19 protein-coding genes are annotated in these 19,019 nt (G+C 58.1%); 8 read left to right on the top strand and 11 right to left on the bottom strand.

The window, feature by feature from the left end; translation table 11 throughout:
• Positions 1 to 20: 20 nt before the first annotated feature.
• Positions 21 to 743: a glycerophosphodiester phosphodiesterase gene (locus AO353_RS00385; RefSeq protein ID WP_054593172.1), complete on the bottom strand. Its 723-nt coding sequence runs from the start codon at positions 741 to 743 to the stop codon at positions 21 to 23.
• A 13-nt stretch (positions 744 to 756) separates the two neighbouring features.
• The gene (locus AO353_RS00380) at positions 757 to 1,341 is read right to left on the bottom strand and encodes a PilZ domain-containing protein (RefSeq protein WP_054593171.1); all 585 of its coding nucleotides are present in this window, start codon (positions 1,339 to 1,341) and stop codon (positions 757 to 759) included.
• 94 nt (positions 1,342 to 1,435) lie between these two features.
• Here AO353_RS00380 and AO353_RS00375 point away from each other — a divergent pair, with 94 nt between their 5' ends.
• The 3 genes from AO353_RS00375 (at position 1,436) to AO353_RS00365 (ending at position 4,688) form a co-directional block, all read left to right on the top strand.
• Positions 1,436 to 2,686, top strand: a complete 1,251-nt coding sequence (locus AO353_RS00375) for a lipoprotein-releasing ABC transporter permease subunit (RefSeq protein WP_054593170.1) — start codon at positions 1,436 to 1,438, stop codon at positions 2,684 to 2,686.
• A 7-nt stretch (positions 2,687 to 2,693) separates the two neighbouring features.
• On the top strand, positions 2,694 to 3,377 hold the full coding sequence (gene lolD / locus AO353_RS00370; protein WP_173859959.1) for a lipoprotein-releasing ABC transporter ATP-binding protein LolD: 684 nt from the start codon (positions 2,694 to 2,696) through the stop codon (positions 3,375 to 3,377).
• Positions 3,378 to 3,443: 66 nt separating this feature from the next.
• The gene (locus AO353_RS00365) at positions 3,444 to 4,688 is read left to right on the top strand and encodes a lipoprotein-releasing ABC transporter permease subunit (RefSeq protein ID WP_054593168.1); all 1,245 of its coding nucleotides are present in this window, start codon (positions 3,444 to 3,446) and stop codon (positions 4,686 to 4,688) included.
• A gap of 58 nt (positions 4,689 to 4,746) precedes the next feature.
• Here the strand turns inward: AO353_RS00365 and AO353_RS00360 are convergent, their stop codons facing one another.
• Both AO353_RS00360 and AO353_RS00355 read right to left on the bottom strand, forming a co-directional pair.
• Positions 4,747 to 6,108 (bottom strand): heavy metal sensor histidine kinase, encoded by a 1,362-nt coding sequence (locus AO353_RS00360; RefSeq protein ID WP_054593167.1) that lies wholly within the window; start codon positions 6,106 to 6,108, stop codon positions 4,747 to 4,749.
• Complete coding sequence (locus tag AO353_RS00355; RefSeq protein ID WP_054593166.1) at positions 6,108 to 6,788, bottom strand: heavy metal response regulator transcription factor; 681 nt, start codon at positions 6,786 to 6,788, stop codon at positions 6,108 to 6,110. Before AO353_RS00355 ends, AO353_RS00360 begins: the two co-directional genes overlap by 1 nt.
• Before the next feature lie 155 nt (positions 6,789 to 6,943).
• On the opposite strand from AO353_RS00355, the gene AO353_RS00350 reads away from it, so the two are divergent.
• Both AO353_RS00350 and queF read left to right on the top strand, forming a co-directional pair.
• Positions 6,944 to 7,501: a cupredoxin domain-containing protein gene (locus AO353_RS00350; protein WP_054593165.1), complete on the top strand. Its 558-nt coding sequence runs from the start codon at positions 6,944 to 6,946 to the stop codon at positions 7,499 to 7,501.
• A 61-nt stretch (positions 7,502 to 7,562) separates the two neighbouring features.
• Positions 7,563 to 8,393 carry an NADPH-dependent 7-cyano-7-deazaguanine reductase QueF gene (gene queF / locus AO353_RS00345; RefSeq protein ID WP_054593164.1) on the top strand — a complete coding sequence of 277 codons (831 nt, stop codon included), beginning with the start codon at positions 7,563 to 7,565 and terminating at the stop codon, positions 8,391 to 8,393.
• Between the two features lie 246 nt (positions 8,394 to 8,639).
• Here queF and AO353_RS00340 read toward each other — a convergent pair whose 3' ends face one another.
• Positions 8,640 to 8,903 (bottom strand): DUF4404 family protein, encoded by a 264-nt coding sequence (locus tag AO353_RS00340; protein ID WP_054593163.1) that lies wholly within the window; start codon positions 8,901 to 8,903, stop codon positions 8,640 to 8,642.
• Positions 8,904 to 9,026: 123 nt separating this feature from the next.
• A complete protein-coding gene (locus tag AO353_RS00335; RefSeq protein WP_054593162.1) occupies positions 9,027 to 9,647 on the bottom strand; it encodes a phosphatase in 621 nt (206 codons plus the stop codon).
• 188 nt (positions 9,648 to 9,835) lie between these two features.
• Between AO353_RS00335 and AO353_RS00330 the strand changes: the two genes are divergently transcribed.
• Positions 9,836 to 10,525, top strand: a complete 690-nt coding sequence (locus tag AO353_RS00330) for a VacJ family lipoprotein (protein ID WP_054593161.1) — start codon at positions 9,836 to 9,838, stop codon at positions 10,523 to 10,525.
• 63 nt (positions 10,526 to 10,588) lie between these two features.
• Here the strand turns inward: AO353_RS00330 and AO353_RS00325 are convergent, their stop codons facing one another.
• Positions 10,589 to 10,888: a PilZ domain-containing protein gene (locus AO353_RS00325; RefSeq protein WP_054593160.1), complete on the bottom strand. Its 300-nt coding sequence runs from the start codon at positions 10,886 to 10,888 to the stop codon at positions 10,589 to 10,591.
• Positions 10,889 to 11,164: 276 nt separating this feature from the next.
• Here AO353_RS00325 and rssB point away from each other — a divergent pair, with 276 nt between their 5' ends.
• Together rssB and rssC are read left to right on the top strand one after the other, a co-directional pair.
• A complete protein-coding gene (gene rssB / locus AO353_RS00320) occupies positions 11,165 to 12,346 on the top strand; it encodes a two-component system response regulator RssB (RefSeq protein ID WP_054593159.1) in 1,182 nt (393 codons plus the stop codon).
• Complete coding sequence (gene rssC / locus AO353_RS00315) at positions 12,346 to 12,828, top strand: anti-sigma factor antagonist RssC (protein WP_054593158.1); 483 nt, start codon at positions 12,346 to 12,348, stop codon at positions 12,826 to 12,828. Before rssB ends, rssC begins: the two co-directional genes overlap by 1 nt.
• 123 nt (positions 12,829 to 12,951) lie before the next feature.
• On the opposite strand, the gene tal is transcribed toward rssC, so the two are convergent.
• From tal to dusA, 4 genes are all read right to left on the bottom strand, one after another.
• Positions 12,952 to 13,878, bottom strand: a complete 927-nt coding sequence (gene tal, locus AO353_RS00310; RefSeq protein ID WP_054593157.1) for a transaldolase — start codon at positions 13,876 to 13,878, stop codon at positions 12,952 to 12,954.
• Positions 13,879 to 14,065: 187 nt separating this feature from the next.
• Positions 14,066 to 16,057: a UvrD-helicase domain-containing protein gene (locus tag AO353_RS00305; RefSeq protein ID WP_054593156.1), complete on the bottom strand. Its 1,992-nt coding sequence runs from the start codon at positions 16,055 to 16,057 to the stop codon at positions 14,066 to 14,068.
• On the bottom strand, positions 16,054 to 17,790 hold the full coding sequence (locus AO353_RS00300; RefSeq protein ID WP_054593155.1) for a DEAD/DEAH box helicase: 1,737 nt from the start codon (positions 17,788 to 17,790) through the stop codon (positions 16,054 to 16,056). The genes AO353_RS00305 and AO353_RS00300 overlap by 4 nt, the downstream gene beginning before the upstream one ends.
• A 213-nt stretch (positions 17,791 to 18,003) precedes the next feature.
• The gene (gene dusA, locus AO353_RS00295; protein ID WP_081013683.1) at positions 18,004 to 19,014 is read right to left on the bottom strand and encodes a tRNA dihydrouridine(20/20a) synthase DusA; all 1,011 of its coding nucleotides are present in this window, start codon (positions 19,012 to 19,014) and stop codon (positions 18,004 to 18,006) included.
• Between the last annotated feature and the right edge of the window lie 5 nt (positions 19,015 to 19,019).

Below are 19,019 nucleotides of genomic sequence, written 5' to 3'. Positions count from 1 at the left end.
GCCGGCCGGGGAGACCGATTTCAGCAATTCTCGAGCGTGGCGCTGGCCAAACCGGGAAAGTCTGTAATCAGGCTGTCAACGCCGAAATCAGCGAGCCTGCGCATCAGCGCAGGTTCGTTGACTGTCCATACCGACACATGCAGGCCTTGTCGCTGCGCCTTCTGCAGGCGTTCCGGCGTACACAGGGTCCAGTTCAGCGCCAGAATCTCACAGCCATAACTTTGCGCGACCTTCAGCGGATCGAGCCAGGCATATTCGGCGACCAGCCCACGCGACACATCCGGCACCAGATCGACTGCGGCCTTCAGCACTTCGCGCGAACTCGAGGTGATGGTGACCTTGTCCAGCAAGCCAAAGCGTTGCGCCATTTCGCGGATCGCCAACACCGTCGTCGCCGCGCGCATACGCGACGCGCTCTTGACCTCTAACTGCCAGTGCTCGAAATCGCACTTTTCGAACAGCTCTTCCAGCCGTGGAATCGGGCAGGGCTTGATCCAGCCCGGACCACCCTTGCGCGCATCGTAGGTCACCAGTTCTGCCGCCGTATGCTCGACCACCTTGCCGCGACGCTCGGTGGTGCGCTTGAGCGTCGGGTCGTGGATGACCATCAACTCGCCGTCCATGGACAGGTGCAGGTCCAGTTCGCAACGGCGTACGCCGTGCTTGAGGCATTCCTGGAAACTGCTCAGGGTGTTTTCCGGTGCTTCGCCTTTGGCGCCGCGGTGGCCGTAGATTAGGGTCACGGGTCTTCCTTAATTAATTGCCTGATTCGTTTTGCTCGCGTGCCAGGCGTCGCTCATGCGCCTGTTTCTGCAAGATATAGCGGGCCAGCAGCTGTCGTTGCGCATCGGTCAGGGCTTCGAATTCGGTGCCAATCTCGAAGGTGCCGAAGCTTTCCGGTTCACAGTGAGTAACCTTGGCCCGCAACAGCAGGCCCAGTGCTTGCGGCATCAACAACAGCTTGATCGCCAGATGGCTGCCGGTCGGGTAGGCGAGGTGGTGCTCGAACTCGATGCCTCCTTCCGACAGCACCACGTGCTGCGGCTCACCGAACTTGCCGAGCACGGTGTGTGCCACGACCTGGCTCAGCAGGTCGATGCGCTTGTTCATGACCTTCAGATAGTTGGCGGTGTTTCGATCCCGCTCACTGATCTGGCGCAGCAAGTGCTGCGACTCGAATTCGCTCAGGTGCAGTTCGCTGAGCAGGTTGAACAGCGGGGAAGCATCCTGCAACACTTCCTGACCTGCCGCTTCGAGGGCAGACAGGGGCCGAATTTCCAGTGCGATCGTGTCCTCGATACGGTAGTATTCGCGGCGATCTTCTTCATCTAATGTCGACATGGCGAACCCATGGTAGCGGCGGTGGTCTGAGTGTAAAGCTGGTTATCGACCCCCGCCACAAGGACGTTCCTTTTCCCTCCGAACAAGCCCCGACATGTTCAGACCTCTCTTCGTATTTATCGGCACGCGTTATACCCGTGCAAAGCGTCGCAATCATTTTGTGTCGTTCATTTCCCTGACTTCGATGATCGGACTCGCCCTCGGCGTGGTCGTGATGATCGTGGTGCTGTCGGTGATGAACGGCTTCGATCATGAGATGCGCACCCGCGTGCTGGGCATGGTGCCCCACGCGACCATCGAGTCCGGTGAGCCCATCAGCGACTGGCAAAGCCTGGCCGCCAAGGTCCAGCAGAACCCGCAGGTGGTGGCGGTTGCGCCGTTCACCCAGATGCAGGGTTTGCTGACCAACAACGGCCAGGTGCAGAAAGTCCTGCTCAATGCCGTCGACCCGGATCAGGAGCGCAAAGTCTCGATCATCGACAACTTCATGACGCAGGGCAAACTCGACGACCTGTCGCCGGGCAGCTTCGGCATCGTGATCGGTGACAAGGCCGCGACCAAGCTCGGCGTGGGTCTCGGCGACAAGCTGACCTTCGTCGCCCCGGAGGTCACCGTGACCCCGGCCGGGATGTTCCCGCGGATGAAGCGCTTCACCGTGGTCGGCATTTTCCATGTCGGCGCCGGTGAGCTGGACGGCTACCTGGGGCTGACCAATCTGGATGACCTGGCGCGCCTGCATCGCTGGAAGCCGGATCAGGTCCAGGGCTTGCGACTGAAGTTCGACGATTTGTTCCAGGCGCCTCGCACCGCTTGGAACATTGCGCAAAACCTGGACGGAGACCATTACTACGCCCGTGACTGGACCCGCACCCACGGCAACCTGTATCAGGCGATCCGCATGGAAAAAGCCATGATCGGCCTGTTGTTGCTGCTGATCGTTGCGGTGGCCGCGTTCAACATCATTTCGACGCTGGTGATGGTGGTGAACGACAAGAAGGGCGATATCGCGATCCTGCGGACCCTTGGTTCCACGCCGGGCCAGATCATGGCGATCTTCATGGTCCAGGGCACGGTGATCGGTGTGGTCGGCACGGCGATCGGCGCCGTGGTCGGCATGTTCGCCGCACTGAATGTCAGCGCCGCGATTTCCGCCCTCGAAGGCCTGATCGGGCACAAATTCCTTAACGCCGACGTGTACTTCATCGACTACCTGCCGTCGCAACTGATGGCTGAAGACGTGTTGATGGTCTGCGGCGCGGCGTTGGTCCTGAGTTTCCTCGCCACCCTTTATCCAGCCTGGCGTGCTGCGCGCACCCAGCCTGCGGAGGCGCTACGTTATGAGTGATTTGGGTATGAGTACGAAAGCAGTCTTGAGTTGCCGCGACCTGGGTAAAGCCTACGAGGAAGGCCCGGAATCGGTGGTGGTGTTGTCCGGTTTGCAGCTGGAGCTGCATCCGGGTGAGCGCGTGGCGATTGTCGGCACCTCCGGTTCCGGTAAAAGTACCTTGCTCAACCTGCTTGGCGGCCTTGATACGCCGACCAAAGGCAGTGTCTGGCTGGCCGGTGAAGAGTTGTCGGCGCTCAACGAAAAGGCCCGCGGCCTGTTGCGTAACCGCTCGCTGGGCTTCGTTTACCAGTTTCACCACTTGCTGCCCGAGTTCACCGCGCTGGAAAACGTCTGCATGCCGCTGTTGATCGGCCGCACCGCGATCCCGGAAGCCCGTCAGCGCGCCACGGCCTTGCTGGAGCGAGTAGGGCTGGGCCATCGTCTGGAGCACAAACCGGCCGAACTGTCTGGTGGCGAGCGTCAGCGCGTGGCCATCGCCCGCGCGTTGGTGAACAAGCCAGGGCTGGTGATGCTCGATGAGCCGACCGGTAACCTCGACTCCCATACCGCCCAGGGCATTCAGGACTTGATGCTGGAACTCAGCACGTCGATGCGCACCGCGTTTCTGGTGGTGACCCACGACATGAACCTGGCTCGCCAGATGGATCGCGTCCTGCACCTGCAGGAAGGTCGTCTCACTCCCATCTGATTGGCCGAAACCCGGCACGACTGAAAAGCGTGTCGGGTCTTTTATTTTTATACGGTGCCCCAGCGAATGTTCAGACCGTTATCGATCTTTATCGGCACGCGCTATACCCGCGCCAAGCGCCGCAATCGCTTTGTTTCGTTTATCTCGATGACCTCGATGATCGGCCTCGCCCTGGGCGTGCTGGCGATGATTGTGGTGTTGTCGGTGATGAACGGCTTCCAGCGCGAAATGAGCTCGCGCATCCTCGGCATGGTGCCCCACGCGACCATCGTTGGCGTCAAGCCGATCGATGATTGGCAGCCTGTCGCGGCCGCTGCCATGAAAAATCCTGAAGTGACGGCCGCCGTGCCGTTCACCGAGATGGAAGGCATGCTGTCGTACAAGGGCTCGATGCAGCCGATCCAGATCAGCGGCGTTGATCCGGCACAGGAAGGCAAAGTCTCCATCGTCGCCCAGCACATCGTGCAGGGACGTCTGGACGACTTGAAACCGGGCGAGTTCGGGGTGGTGGTCGGTGAAATCACCGCACGTCGCTTCCGCTTGAACGTGGGTGACAAAATTACCCTGATCGTGCCGGAAGTCAGCACCGCACCGGGTGGTATCACCCCGCGCATGCAGCGGCTGAACGTGGTTGGCGTGTTCAAGGTCGGTGCCGAACTCGACGGCTCGATGGCGCTGATCCACGTTGCCGATGCGGCGCAAATGCAGCATTGGCAACCGAATCAGGTGCAAAGCGTGCGCCTGGCGGTGAAAGACCTGTACGCCGCCCCCAAGGTCTCGTCAGACATTGCAGGCGGGCTGGGCGCCGACTTCAAGGCCGATGACTGGACCCACACCCAAGGCAGTCTGTTCAGCGCCATGAAGATGGAAAAAACCATGATCGGCCTGTTGCTGCTGATGATCGTGGCGGTCGCTGCGTTCAACATTATCGCCACCTTGATCATGGTGGTGAACGACAAAGGCGCGGACATCGCGATCCTGCGGACCATCGGCGCCACACCTCGGCAGATCATGGCGATCTTCATGGTTCAGGGCACGGTGATCGGTGTCGTCGGCACGCTGATTGGCGGCGTCCTCGGGGTGATCGCGGCGTTGAACGTGAGTGAGATGGTCGGTTGGCTGGAGCGCGTGACTGGCCAGCATATCTTCAGCTCCGACGTGTACTTCGTCAGCAACTTGCCATCGGAACTGCAGGGCGGTGACGTGCTGCTGATCTGCTCGGCGGGCTTCATCATGAGCTTCCTGGCCACGGTATACCCGGCCTGGCGCGCCGCGAAGATCGAACCGGCGACTGCGTTGCGCTATTCGTAAGTCCAGGCACCGCAACTGATCGTTCCCCCGCGTGGGAACGATCAGGTTCCGGCTGGCCTCAAACCCCCTTCGGCAACTGCATCAAAAACCGTGTCCATCCCTGGCCTGATTCGCAACGAATCGTTCCGCCATGAGCGCGGATGATCGACTGAGTGATCGCCAGCCCCAACCCTGCATGCTCGCTACTGCCTTCATGGCGCGCCGGGTCTGCGCGGTAGAACCGGTCAAACAATCGCGGCAACAGCTCTTCAGAAATCCCCTCGCCGCTGTTTTCAACACTCAGGCTCAAGCCCTTTGGTTCATCGACAATCCGCACTTGAACCTCACCGTTTGGTGGGGTGAAGCGCAGCGCGTTGTCCAGCAGATTGGAGAGGGCGCGGCGCAACATGCTGCGGTCGCCATTGAGCCTGGCGTCGCCGAGACGGGTCAGCTTGACTCGTGCGTCTTCGGCCAATGGTGCGTAAAACTCCAGCAACAGATCCACCTCCTCGGCCAGTTGCAGCGGTTCGCGTTTTGGCGTCAGCAAGCCGTGATCGGCCTTGGCCAGATACAGCATGTCGTTGACCAGCTGCGCCATCCATTGCAGCTCTTCGAGGTTGCTGTGCAGCGCCTCGCGGTAATCTTCCAGGTCGCGTGGGCGGGTGAGGGTGACCTGAGTGTGGGTCAGCAGGTTCGACAACGGTGTGCGCAGTTCGTGGGCGATGTCGGCGGAGAAGGCTGACAGACGCTGGAACGAGTCGTCGAGACGGCCGAGCATGGCGTTAAACGTGTGAGCCAGATTGGCGAGCTCGGCGGGCATTTGATCTTCGGGCAGGCGCTGGGTCAGCGAGCTGGCGGACACCCCGGCGGCCACTTCACTCATGCGCCGCAACGGTCGCAAGCCACTGCGTGCCGCCCACGCACCGAGCAGCGCGGTGGCTAGCGCCGACAGGCCGACGGTCAGCCAGATCAAATGCTGCATGCGCTGCAAAAAGTGCTGATGGTGAGTGATGTCGAGCATCAGAATCAGCTGCGCGGAATCGGTCTTGCTCGGCTCCAGCGCGGCGCTGTAGACCCGATACGCCGTGTCGGCGCTGTGCAAGCTGTGAAGACCGGAGCGGGTTGGCAAGTCGTCGGGGAGGTTCGCGGCACTGTCGAACCACACGTGACCATCGGCGCCGCGCACCCGCAATGCCAGGTCCGGCTGATGACTCATTTCATCCTGCAGTCCGGCTTTTCGTTCGGCGAACAACCGCGGGTCGTCGGCGCCGGCCAAGACACTGCGCAGGGCGATCAGCTTGCCGTCGAGCAATTGCTGGTCGAGTTCAATGAAGTGCGTCTCGCTGGCGCGGCTGAACAGCACACCAGCGAACAATGAAACCACCGCCGTACAGGCGGCAAACAGCAAGGCCAGACGGCCGCTCAGGGACAGGCGGCGCATCAGGCGGGACGCTCTTCAAGCACGTAGCCCATGCCGCGTACGGTATGAATCAACTTGTTCGGGAAGTCGTCGTCGATCTTCAGGCGCAGGCGGCGGATCGCCACTTCAATGACATTGGTGTCACTGTCGAAATTCATGTCCCAGACCTGCGAAGCGATCAGCGATTTGGGCAGCACTTCGCCCTGGCGGCGCAAGAGCAGTTCCAGCAGGGCGAATTCCTTGGCTGTCAGGTCGACGCGCTGGCCGCTGCGCTCGACCCGGCGGCGTATCAGGTCCAGCCGCAAGTCGGCCAGTTGCAGGCTGGTTTCTTGCGGTGCCGCGCTGCCACGACGTAACAGGCTACGCACGCGGGCCAGCAGTTCGGAAAAGGCGAAAGGCTTGACCAGATAATCGTCGGCGCCCAGTTCCAGGCCATGAACCCGATCTTCCACGGCATCGCGGGCGGTGAGAAACAGCACCGGGATGTCCAGGCCGGCGTTACGTACCGCTTGCAGAATCTGCCAGCCGTCACGGCCGGGGAGCATCACGTCGAGAATCAGCAAGGCGTAATCTCCGGTCAGCGCGAGGTGCTGGCCGGTGTTGCCGTCGGCCACCAGTTCGACGTTGAAGCCGGCCTCGGTCAGGCCTTGGCGCAAGTAGTGGCCGGTTTTCGGTTGGTCTTCGACGATCAGCAATTTCATGGGTAGCTCGAGGTCAATGGAACAGGTGCGTTATACCGTGGCAGGCTGTCATGCAGTGCAACCTTACAAAGTTGTAATCTGGCCGTCAGCTGGTTGGCAGTGGCGCAGTAGTAGAGTTTCCCACAGGCTGAACCTTCTCTTGTTGGAGTGTGATCATGTTTTTGCGTCATCGATTGGTACTTGCCGGCTGCTTGTTGGCGTTGAGCTTTCCCGTGTGGGCGTCACCGGCACAGACCTACGACTTCGGCACGCCGGCCCCGGCGGCGAAGGCTGCGCGCAGCGTCGAAATCGTCATGAGCGATATGTCGTTCACGCCCAAGACGCTGGACATCAAAGCCGGTGAGACGGTGCGTTTTGTGCTGATCAATAAAGGCCAGTTACTGCACGAGTTCAACCTGGGCGATGCGGCGATGCATGCTGCGCATCAACAGGAAATGCTGAAAATGCAACAGGGCGGCATGCTCACCCCGACCATGATGAAAAGCGCTCCCATGGACCACGGCTCGATGGCGGGCATGGATCACAACTCGATGCCAGGCATGGATCACGGCGCAAGCATGAAGCACGATGATCCGAACAGCGTGCTGATTGAACCGGGCAAAACCGCCGAATTGACCTGGACCTTCAAGAAAGCCAGCAATCTGGAGTTCGCCTGCAATATTCCCGGCCACTATCAGGCAGGTATGGTCGGCAAATTGACTGTCAGTCAGTAAGCACTCAAAGGCGGGAGCAAAGGCTGGTAGAATCCGCTGATTCTTTAGTCAGGTTTCCGCCATGCATCCCGCAGCCGAACATTCGCCGCTGGGCAAATCCAGCGAATACATCGCCACGTACACGCCGTCCTTGCTGTTCCCGATCCCGCGCACCGCGAAATGGGCCGAGCTGGGCCTGACGGCTGAAACCCTGCCGTACAAGGGCGTGGATTTCTGGAACTGCTTCGAACTGTCCTGGCTGCTGCCATCGGGCAAACCAGTGGTGGCCATTGGCGAATTCAGTATCCCGGCGGACTCGCCGAACATCATCGAATCCAAATCGTTCAAGTTGTACCTGAACTCGCTGAACCAGACACCGTTCGCCGATACCCAAAGCCTTGAAGCCACGCTGGTGAATGACCTGTCGGCCGCCGCGGGCAAGCCGGTGGGCGTGCGTATTCGCAGCTTGAACGAGGTCGAGGCTGAAGGCGTTGTAGCGCTGCCAGGCGTGTGCATCGATGATCTGGATATCAGCGTCAGCAACTACGAGCATCCGCGCCCGGAACTGCTGCGTTGCGACGATTCGCGCATCGTTGAAGAAAGCGTGCACAGCCATCTGCTCAAATCCAATTGCCCGGTCACCAGCCAGCCGGACTGGGGCAGTGTCGCGGTCGAGTACCGTGGCGCGGCGCTGGATCACGCCAGTCTGCTGGCTTATCTGGTGAGCTTCCGTCAGCACTCGGACTTCCACGAGCAGTGCGTAGAACGGATCTTCCTCGACCTGCAACGCTTGCTGAAACCGGAAAAACTGACCGTGTATGCGCGTTACGTGCGTCGCGGCGGGCTGGATATCAACCCGTATCGCAGCACTGAAGAAGTGCAACTGCCGAACCATCGCCTGGTGCGTCAGTAACAATATTTGGCTTCGACACGGACTGTAGCAGCTGGCGAAGCCTGCGTTCGGCTGCGAAGCAGTCGTGAAATTGAACACCGTAATCTTTCAAAAATACCGAGTACGCTGGATTTACGGCCGCTGCGCAGCCGAACGCAGGCTTCGCCAGCTGCTACAAGGAATGTGAGTAGTTTTAAGTTCGGTGTTTTGTCCGCACAAATGAAAAAGCCCTGCTATCGCTAGCGGGGCTTTTTTGCATTCGCAGGGTCAGATTCCGATGTTGCCCAGGGTCTGCACGATGTTGCGCAACACGGTGGCCAGCGCCGGGTGGTCCACTTCAAAACGCTCCACGGCAAGGTTGACGCCGTCCGCCAGGCTGCTGTCCTGCGTCGCGGTTTCGAGTTTGATCTGCGCCTCAATCTTCTGCATCAGTTCTTGCAGGTGTTCACGTTCTTCCAGCGTGAGCGGCGGGTTCTGCTCCAGTTGCTCGCGCAGGGCGTTGAGCTGTTCTTGCAGTTCGCGGGCAGGCATGGCGTTCTTCCTTTTATCGATAGGCACTGGCATAGACCGCAGCGATGGGCCAAAGGTCTGCATCTGGCCTTTAGATTAATCCACTGGCGAGCGAAGTGCATGATCTTGATCAAGAACGGCCGATCAGGGCTTTTCACCCTTGTGTCGGCGCAGGCCGATGTCTGACAGGCAGGTGTCGAGTTCACCCAGGTGATCGATCACCGAGTGCACGCCAAGGCCGAACAGTTGCACGGTCGCCTTGCCGCGCTTGAACTCGCGTTCCTGCTGACTCAAGGCTTGCCACTCACTGGGTGTCATCCCGCAAAGCGAGCCGCAGGACGCGAGGCCGATGGTCCAGAGCCCGGCGTTGAGACCTGATTGCAGCAAGCGCGGTTCGCCGCTGACCAACACGCAACCGTCCAGGCGATCAATGTTCAGCGCCATCAAGGCTTGCCAGCACGCGTCGGGGGACGGCCATTGCCCCACGTTCAGCGTGCGCGGGCTGGCGGTGAGCCAGTCCGGCAGAGAAGTGGCCAGCGCGAGACTTTGCGCGTGCGGCAACTCGTCGAGCCAGGCACACGGAATGCCTTGAAGTTGCAGACGGTTCAGCGCTTCCAGGGCGCCCGGTGTCAGGTGCGCTCGTTCAGCGGTGTCGTTGTTGTTCTGACGGCTGCGGGCGCCGAAATCCACCAGACAGCCGCTGAGACCGAAGAGCACGGCGGTCGGGTTGGGAATGCTCTGGGGGAGGGATTGGGCGTGGGGCATTTCTACGTCCCTGAAATAATCTCGGAGATTAGGGATGCCCCGTGACAGTTGAGTGACATCGGGATGAAGCGGCCACACCAAGACCGGTTCACGAGTGACTGCCTAAAAATACTTATCCACCTTATACTAGCGCGCTTATCGCCCGGGTATTGAGGCCCGCGCCAGTACGGTCCAAGGAGTTTTTTGCTATGCGCTGGAGCAATCGTCTAGCTCGACTATGTATGTGTGCCAGTGTGTTGCTGGTTCCGTTCGCTGCCCAGGCGGCGTCGGAAGATGACCCTTGGGAAAGCATTAACCGTCCGATCTACAAGTTCAACGATGTACTGGACACCTACGCTTTGAAGCCGATTGCTCAGGGCTATCAGTTCATTACGCCGACGTTTCTCTCGGACGGCATTCACAACATGTTCCGCAACATCGGTGACGTCGGCAACCTGGCCAACGACATCCTGCAGGCCAAGCCGCGCGCCGCTGGCGTCGATACGGCTCGCGTGCTGATGAACACCACCATCGGCCTGGCCGGGTTCTTCGATGTGGGCACCAAAATGGGCCTGCAACGCAATGACGAAGACTTTGGCCAGACCCTTGGCCACTGGGGCGTGCCTAGCGGTCCTTACGTGATGCTGCCGTTCTTCGGGCCGAGCACGGTGCGTGATGCACCGTCCATATACGTCGATACCTACGCCAAACCCTACCGCTACATGAACGACATTCCGGCGCGCAATATGGCGCTTGGCATGAGCGTGATCGACACCCGTGCCAGCCTGTTGTCGAGCGAGAAGCTGATCACCGGCGACAAATACATCTTCATTCGCAACGCTTACCTGCAGAACCGCGAATTCAAGGTCAAAGACGGCAAGGTGGAAGACGATTTTTAAATCGTCACCCACGCAACAACAAGAAGGCGGCCATTTGGCCGCCTTCTTTGTTTGAGTTCGTGCTCAATTCATTTTCAGGATTGTAAGCCCAAGTTTCTGACCGCCAGCGTCCTGTTGAACCACCCAGACCACTTCGGTCTCGGCTTCCAGGCCCTTGAGCGCGGCATGCTCGGAATCGATGCGTACGTTCAGCGTGTCGCCCACCTGGAACGAACGGGCAGCCTGAACCTGCATACCGCTGCTGGAAAGGTCGATACAGACGGCTGGAATCAAATCGCCAGCGTGAATCAATGTGACATCCGCATCGACCCGCATGCGGATGTAGTCGCGCTTTTCACTGTAGTCACGATCGCTTTGGCTCATGGGCTCGATCCTTCCTTTGTGTTGCGGTTTTGGCTGTTCTTATAACTCCCGGTGATTTGCGATGTAAAGACGCCTGATGACCATCGGCGTGAGCTTGAAACGCCTCGCGGATGGGAGTACCGTCTGCGCCTTAGAAGGGCACCTCTGATGAACACGCTTGTAGGGCAAATGCTCGAAAGCGGTGCGACAGAGAGGCTAGAAAGCGAATCCAGTAGTGTGTGCCGGGCCGAATGCCCTGCCAGCTACGCCAACCTAATTCTGGCGCCGTTTGCCCACATGCAAAAAACCAGTGCCACGCTGCTGATAATCGATGACGACGAAGTAGTACGCGCGAGTCTCGCGGCCTATTTGGAAGACAGTGGGTTCAGCGTCCTTCAGGCCAGCAATGGCCAGCAGGGGCTTCAGGTCTTCAAGAAAAACCAACCCGATCTGGTGATCTGCGATCTGCGCATGCCGCAGATGGGCGGGCTTGAACTCATTCGTCAGGTCACCGACCTTTCGCCGCAAACGCCGGTGATCGTGGTGTCGGGTGCCGGTGTGATGAACGACGCCGTCGAGGCCTTGCGCCTGGGCGCCGCGGACTACCTGATCAAGCCGCTGGAAGATCTGGCCGTACTCGAGCACTCCGTGCGCCGGGCCCTGGATCGTGCGCGCCTGTTGCTGGAAAACCAGCGTTATCGGGTAAAGCTCGAAACCGCCAACCGCGAGCTCGAAGCCAGCCTGAACCTGTTGCAGGAAGACCAGAACGCCGGACGTCAGGTGCAGATGAACATGCTACCGGTCAGTCCCTGGACGATCGACGAGTTCAAGTTCGCGCACCAGATTATCCCGTCTCTGTACCTGTCGGGCGACTTCGTTGACTACTTTCGGGTCGACGAGCGCCGGGTAGCCTTCTATCTGGCGGACGTTTCAGGCCATGGCGCTTCATCGGCATTCGTGACCGTGCTGCTGAAATTCATGACCACGCGCTTGCTGTTCGAATCCAAGCGCAACGGCACCTTGCCGGAATTCACCCCTTCAGAGGTCCTTGGTCATATCAACCGAGGGCTGATCAGCTGTAAGCTGGGCAAACATGTCACGATGGTCGGTGGAGTCATCGACGAGGAGACGGGTTTGTTGACCTATAGCATCGGCGGACACCTGCCGTTGCCAGTGTTGTACACGCCAGACAGTGTGAGTTATCTCGAAGGGCGCGGCCTGCCGGTGGGCTTGTTCAATGAAGCCACCTACGAAGACCACGTTATCGAGTTGCCACCGACGTTCAGCCTGACGCTGATGTCTGATGGCATTCTGGACCTTTTGCCAGAACCTACACTCAAAGAGAAAGAGGCTGCCTTACCTGAACGGGTAAGAACGGCGGGCGGCAGCCTGGATGGCTTGCGGCAGGTTTTTGGATTGGCCACGCTAGGGGAGATGCCGGATGATATCGCCCTGTTGGTGTTGAGCAGGAATCTTTAATGAGTACCGGTAGAATCCAGTTCGCCGAGCAGGACGGCACCTTCGTCCTGAAGTTCGTCGGTGAAGTTCGCCTGACCCTGTGTTCGGCGTTGGATGCGACTATTGAGCGGATCTTCAGCGCGTTGAATTTCAACGCAATCGTGATCGATCTGACCGAAACCCGCAGTATCGACAGCACCACCCTGGGCCTGCTGGCCAAGCTGTCGATCATGTCGCGGCAAAAGGTCGGCCTGCTGCCGACCGTCGTCACCACCCACGAAGACATCACGCGGCTGCTGGAGTCCATGGGCTTCGAGCAGGTGTTCAACATCGTTGACCGGCCGATTCCGTGCCCGGAATGCCTGACCGACCTGCCTGACCAGGATCAGTCCGAAGAAGTGGTGCGGATCAAGGTGCTGGAAGCGCACAAGATCCTCATGGGCCTGAACGACTCCAACCGCGAAGCATTCCATGACTTGGTGAACGCCCTGGAGCGTCACTGAGGCAAGGCTGGACCTGTGGCGAGGGAGCTTGCTCCCGTTGGGTTGCGAAGCAGCCCTAAAATCAGCGCACAAAAAAGGGCGAACCTGTGAGGGTTCGCCCTTTTTGCGCTTGCCTGGATCAGATCACAGCTTGGCTTGCAGCAGCGCCTCAAGTTTTTCCTGGTCACGAGCGAACTGACGAATACCTTCAGCCAGTTTCTCGGTCGCCATGGCGTCCTCATTCGACGCCCAGCGGAACTGCGCTTCCGTCAGGCTCTGACGCGCTTCGCCGGAGTGGCCTGGCGCCAGCTTGCGTTCCAGTTTGCCGCTGTCGGCCGCCAGTTTCTCGATCAGGTCCGGGCTGATGGTCAGGCGATCACAGCCGGCCAGTTGCTCGATCTGATTCAGATTGCGGAAGCTCGCACCCATGACCACAGTCTTGTAGTCATTGGCCTTGTAGTAGTTGTAGATGCGCGTCACCGACTGCACGCCCGGATCATCGGCGCCGGTGTAGTCGTTGCCGTTGGCCTTCTTGTACCAGTCGTAGATGCGGCCCACGAACGGCGAAATCAGGAACACCCCGGCCTCGGCACAGGCAACCGCCTGGGCGAAGGAGAACAGCAGCGTCAGGTTGGTCTGAATACCTTCGCGTTCCAGCTTCTCGGCGGCGCGGATGCCTTCCCAGGTGGACGCGATCTTGATCAGCACGCGGTCGCGGCCAATGCCGGCCTTTTCGTACAGCTCGATCAGACGGTGCGCGCGTTTCAATACGGCGTCAGTGTCGAACGACAGGCGCGCATCCACTTCAGTGGAAATACGCCCCGGAATCACTTTCAGAATCTCTTGACCGACCGCGACCCCAAAGCGGTCGCTGGCCAGGCCCACGTCGCCTTTGCAGTCGCTGACACAGGCGTTCAGCAAATTGGCGTATGCAGGAATGGCCGCCGCTTTCAGCAGCAGGGAAGGGTTGGTGGTGGCATCCACCGGTTTAACGCGAGCGATTGCCTCGAAGTCGCCGGTATCGGCCACTACGGTGGTGAATTGTTTGAGTTGTTCCAGCTTGGAAGTCATGAGCGTGCTCTATCCTGTGGGTCTGTTGACATTACCCGAGCGCTGACAGCCACTCAAGGGCGCAAATGCGTAACAACGGCCTGGGCAGCAACAACCTGAGAACAGGCGTTTGAAAGGCCCGGCGCTATCCGTTAAATACGATGCTGAAATGGCTTACAGGTTCAAACAACCTGACGGCCAGCGTAAGTCATTCGCCGCTGGCAACCACGAATAGCTGCGCAATGCGCGTCGGTAAAGGGGTCGATGAGATCAGAACCAACCGTTGCCCGGCACGCGTCATGGCCATATAAAGTTTGCGTGCGTTCTGCTCAAGGTCGTCGACGGAAACCGACTCAGTTTGCACGGTATCTCTGAGCAGCCTCTCAAACCCCAACAGAAACACCACGCTGGCTTCCAGCCCAGTTGCAGTGTCAACGCTGGAAACACGCAAATTGTCGAGAAGATCCTGCGCAGCGTCTTTACCGTTCAAATCCCAGACTTTGGCTGAGCCAAACCGCTCCTGCAACGCACCCATCAGCAGCTTCTTGTCGATGCTTTGACCGTGAATGACGAGCATGTTGGATAACGCAATCGCGTGAGAGTCCAAATGCGCGGCTATTTCATTGCAAGCTTGTTCGATCGAGTCTTGCGGTGATGGGGAGGGCACCAGTAACGGGGCGATACCCGCTTCCATCCCTTCGAAGTCCGGTTGCAGGAAATCATCGGGGTCTGTCTGTGTGAATTCAGCCAATACCTGATTGGCTGCCCTCAAAATAGCCTGTGTGGTTCGATATGACTTACGTAGTTTCTTGGTTTTACCAGCTACGTCCAGACCCACGCGTTTCCAGCTCAATCGACTCTTCAAAAATCCCTGGTTGGGGTCTGCGCATAGAAACAGGCTCCCTTCGGATTTCTCGAGTGTGCGCTTGACCAATTGGAACCAGGTGGGGGCGAAGAATTGGGCTTCATCCACCAGGATATGATGATATGTGTCGAGTTTGTCCCATTGGTTTTTCAGGCACAGATCGCGAGACAGCGAACTCCACAAACGAAGCTGCTCTTTTCCAAGTCCGCTGATAACACGATTAAATAAGGACCACACCTGAACCCGTTCTTCTTTGCGTAAAGCAAAACCCTGACCCGCACGCTCGACCGCGAGGTAGCTGTCCTCGGTTTCAATCAGGTTTTCATTAATAAAGTCGAACTCGTCCAACATTTGATCATCGCTGGGCTTGAGCTCTGGGTAATCCTTGCGGTAATGCTTAATGAGCCCTGGTACCTTGTTTTTGCTCTTTGGCATCAGAGGGGTGCGCTCGAATACATTCACCCACTGCTGGCGTATCCATGCCAGTGCAGTAACTATTGTCAGGTTGTCGGGGAGCTTTCCATGGGCTCGTTCCAGGCGATGTTTGAGGTCTTTAACCACGGGCACATTGTGAATCAGCATCAGCACCTGTTGTCCTGGAAACCGCTTCGCCAGAATCAGTGCACGATTCGCCGCAATCAGCGTCTTGCCACTGCCAGCGACACCGTTTACCAGACGCACCGAAAAGTCGCTGGTCGTTTCCGTTTGTTCTTCAGGTAATTCCAAATCAAGTTTACTGGCCCACTCTTGCTGCGTATCCAGAAAAAAGCGTGGGGTTTTTGCTGAGTTGTCTCGAGCAAAATGCCGGCGAGTGGTGCAGATGCCTGGTATTTCAGCTTCCGGGAAGTAATACCCCAGCACGTTCTGGCTCGCGTCGTGGCTAAGCGGGGTGAGCAGTTTTGGCAGTACCTCGAGGCCATTTTCCAAAAAGGTTTTTTTCGACATCAGGCGTATCCCGCGTTGAGCGCCATAATGCGCCCACAGCGATTTTGACTGATCGGAATCGCAATTCCACATCACCACCAGTTTGCCGATGCTCTGCTCGCCGAGATGCTCTGAGTCGTCAATAGCGTTCAGGGACAAGAGCAGGTTTATGAAATTCTGTTGTTGGCTGGCCCCAAACAGCTGGCTCGGGTCCAGTGCCTCAAAAGGCATTTCACACAACACCAAGGCCAGCCATCGATGCTCGGCCTGTTGCAGGAAAAAATCAGGAGCCTCGGGCTGGTCAGTGATGCATTTGCGTACTACATAATCATCATCGAGTTTCCTGAATAGGCGCTTGATCTGTACGTGGGCGCCAGTACTGCGGTTCCACTCCGGGATAAATATCGTCATATCTCAAATACCACTTTTCGACACTGGCTGATCAAGTGGCGATACTGTTCCGCCCACTGTTGAGTGGTGTCGCTGCTGCAAACGATACCCTGTGCCAATTCTGGCCCGATGATGATGAGTTTGGTCATGGCGCGGGTAATAGAGACATTCAAGCGTTCGGGCTGAAAGAAAAACTCTGCCACGGCGCCGATAAACACTTCGTCTCCACTGGCCAGAGAGAGAATGATCAGCTCACGCTCTTGTCCTTGCATACGCTCCACCGTATCGGCCACCACCATCTTCGCCGCGTCCCGACCAAAGCACTTGATCAGTAGATTTCTGATTGCGCGCCCTTGGGCCCGATAGGGCGACACGATGCCGATTTCATGTAATGACAAGCCCTGTGCCTTTGCGGTCTGACACAACTGCACGACCCGCTCGGCGTCTCGGAAATTGCGGTTTTTTGCGCCGGAGTCAGCAGTTGGAATAAACACTGCGCAAGCGTCAGGATCGAACACCTGTGCCAGTGGACCATTCAGGTCACAGCTTTGAAAACGTCGAAGTTTATTGCTACCAGCCGCGCGTAACCGGTTGCCGTAATAAGCCTTGCTTGGCCACTCGGTCAGCCATTGGTTCATTCGGTAAGTGTCTTCGAGCATGACCGTGTGATCAGCATCCTGGGAGGTCAATCGTCCGAAAATCGACATTGATTCATCCGAGAGAATGGATCGCGACAACATGACCGGAGGTAGTTGTTTCTGGTCACCGATAAAGATAAACCGCTTGGCTTTGCGCATAGCCATCAAGGCCAAGGGCAGCGTGATCTGGCTGGCCTCGTCGAAGATTACGGTGTCGAACGTGTAGTTTTCCAGGCGACTGCACGTAGCAAACGGTGTTGCCCCAATAACATAACCGCTACCGTCCTTAGGCCAACGCTTCCAGTTAGCGGGGTCTTGTACCCAGTCCACCGCCTTGTCGAGGTCTTCGGGACGGCCACCAACTTTGACAGTGGGCACATTGCGTCCGGCAATTTTGCTGAGTGCATTGTTGATGGCCATGTGTGTGTGGGAAGTTACGAATACGCGCTCACCTCGCGCCACCAAAAGCTGCGCAATCAACGCCAGCGCGCGGGTCTTTCCAGTTCCCGGAGGCCCCTGAATACAGGCGACTTGTTCTGCTCCCAACGCAAGTCCAACGGCCTGCGCCTGACGTTCATTACAACCTTCATCCAATGCAAATTTCTCAGCGTGATCCAGGTCGGCCTCGTTGAACGTAATGTCTGGCGATTCGCCCAGCAACGGAACAATCAGGTTATCGCCCTGGATGCTTGCGGCGATATCTTCCAGTGCCTTCACGTAATAGTGCGTCAGGTCCATACCATCGGGGTCGGCATAGCAAGCACCGCTCTGGTACTGGTCCCAGATGGTGGACGCCAGTTTTTCACTCAGCAGCCAGCGGCCATCTTCTTCGCGCTCGAACTTCATTCTTGCGCAAAGTACTTCACTGATCGCATGGCCCAAATGCAGGCGCAGCATGTCGCCTTCACGAAACCGTGAATCACCTTCGTCGAGATAAGCCCACAGTTGTGTTGGTTCCCCAGCTTTTTCAAGGCGAGTGAAGCCTTGCGTCAAGCCCTTCGTCAGCTTTTGCTCCAGCGGGAGTAGCCATGTTTGCTGAAGTTGTAACGCATTGGCGTCGCGTTCAGCTTCGACAAAGGTGTGAAGATCCTGGATAAGCGGATGCGGTCCTTGCATAGCGATAACTCGTCCTTAATCATCCGTAACATAAGAGAGCAGCGTCACATAATGCGCAAGTATTGCGCGATTAAGGATCAGATTGCCATCATGGCCGAGTTTTTCCGTCACCCATATTTCAAAAATGCGCCATAGAAAAAGGGGCAGCTCTGATTTCTTCGAATAGAAATGAAAGTCCGCCCCTTGTCGCGACAAGATCGATGCACTTGAGTTCTAGCGCCCCTCCAACAACTCCGCCGCCTGATCCAGCAACACCAAAGGCTCTTTTGCCTTGTGAATATCCACCGACAACAGCTGCCGAAACTTGCGCGCCCCCGGAAAACCGGTGCCCAAGCCCAGCACATGCCGAGTGATATGGTGCATCGCACCGCCCGCATCCAGGTGCGCAGCGATATAAGGCCGCAACTGTGCCAGCGCCTCAGCCCGCGAAATCACCGACGCCGTGCTGCCGAACAGTTGTTGATCGACCTCAGCCATCACATAAGGATTGTGATACGCCTCACGGCCCAGCATCACGCCGTCAAAGGTCTGCAAATGCTCGTGACAGGCCTCCAGCGTCTTGATTCCACCGTTGAGAATAATCTCCAGTTCCGGGAAATCCGTCTTCAACTGCGCCGCCACGTCATAGCGCAACGGTGGAATGTCCCGATTCTCCTTCGGCGACAACCCCTCCAGAATCGCAATCCGCGCATGCACGGTAAAACTGGTGCAGCCGGCATCCCGAACCGTCCCGACGAAATCACACAGCTGCGCGTAACTGTCCCGCCCATTGATCCCGATCCGGTGCTTCACCGTCACCGGAATCGACACCGCATCGCGCATCGCCTTCACACACTCCGCCACCAACACCGGATGCGCCATCAGGCACGCACCAATCATATTGTTCTGCACCCGATCACTCGGACAACCGACGTTGAGGTTCACCTCGTCGTAACCGTGCTCCTGCGCCATGCGCGCGCAGGCGGCCAGGTCGGCTGGGACGCTACCGCCTAACTGCAGCGCGAGCGGGTGTTCGGCTTCGTTGTGACGGAGGAAACGCTCGTGATCGCCATTGAGGAGCGCGCCGGTGGTGACCATTTCTGTGTAGAGCAGAGCGTGCTTGGAGAGCAGGCGTAGGAAGAAACGGCAATGGCGGTCGGTCCAATCCATCATGGGTGCAACGCTAAAGCGTCTAGACACTGTAGAGCTTGAGTTTACTGGGTATGTAGCTGATTTCTGTACCATTTTGC

It is taken from the genome of Pseudomonas fluorescens (assembly GCF_001307155.1).
In the GTDB taxonomy this organism is placed as follows: domain Bacteria; phylum Pseudomonadota; class Gammaproteobacteria; order Pseudomonadales; family Pseudomonadaceae; genus Aquipseudomonas; species Aquipseudomonas helvetica.
The sequence above is the reverse complement of the archived record's forward strand: the minus strand, read 5'-3'. Positions and strand labels throughout refer to the sequence as shown.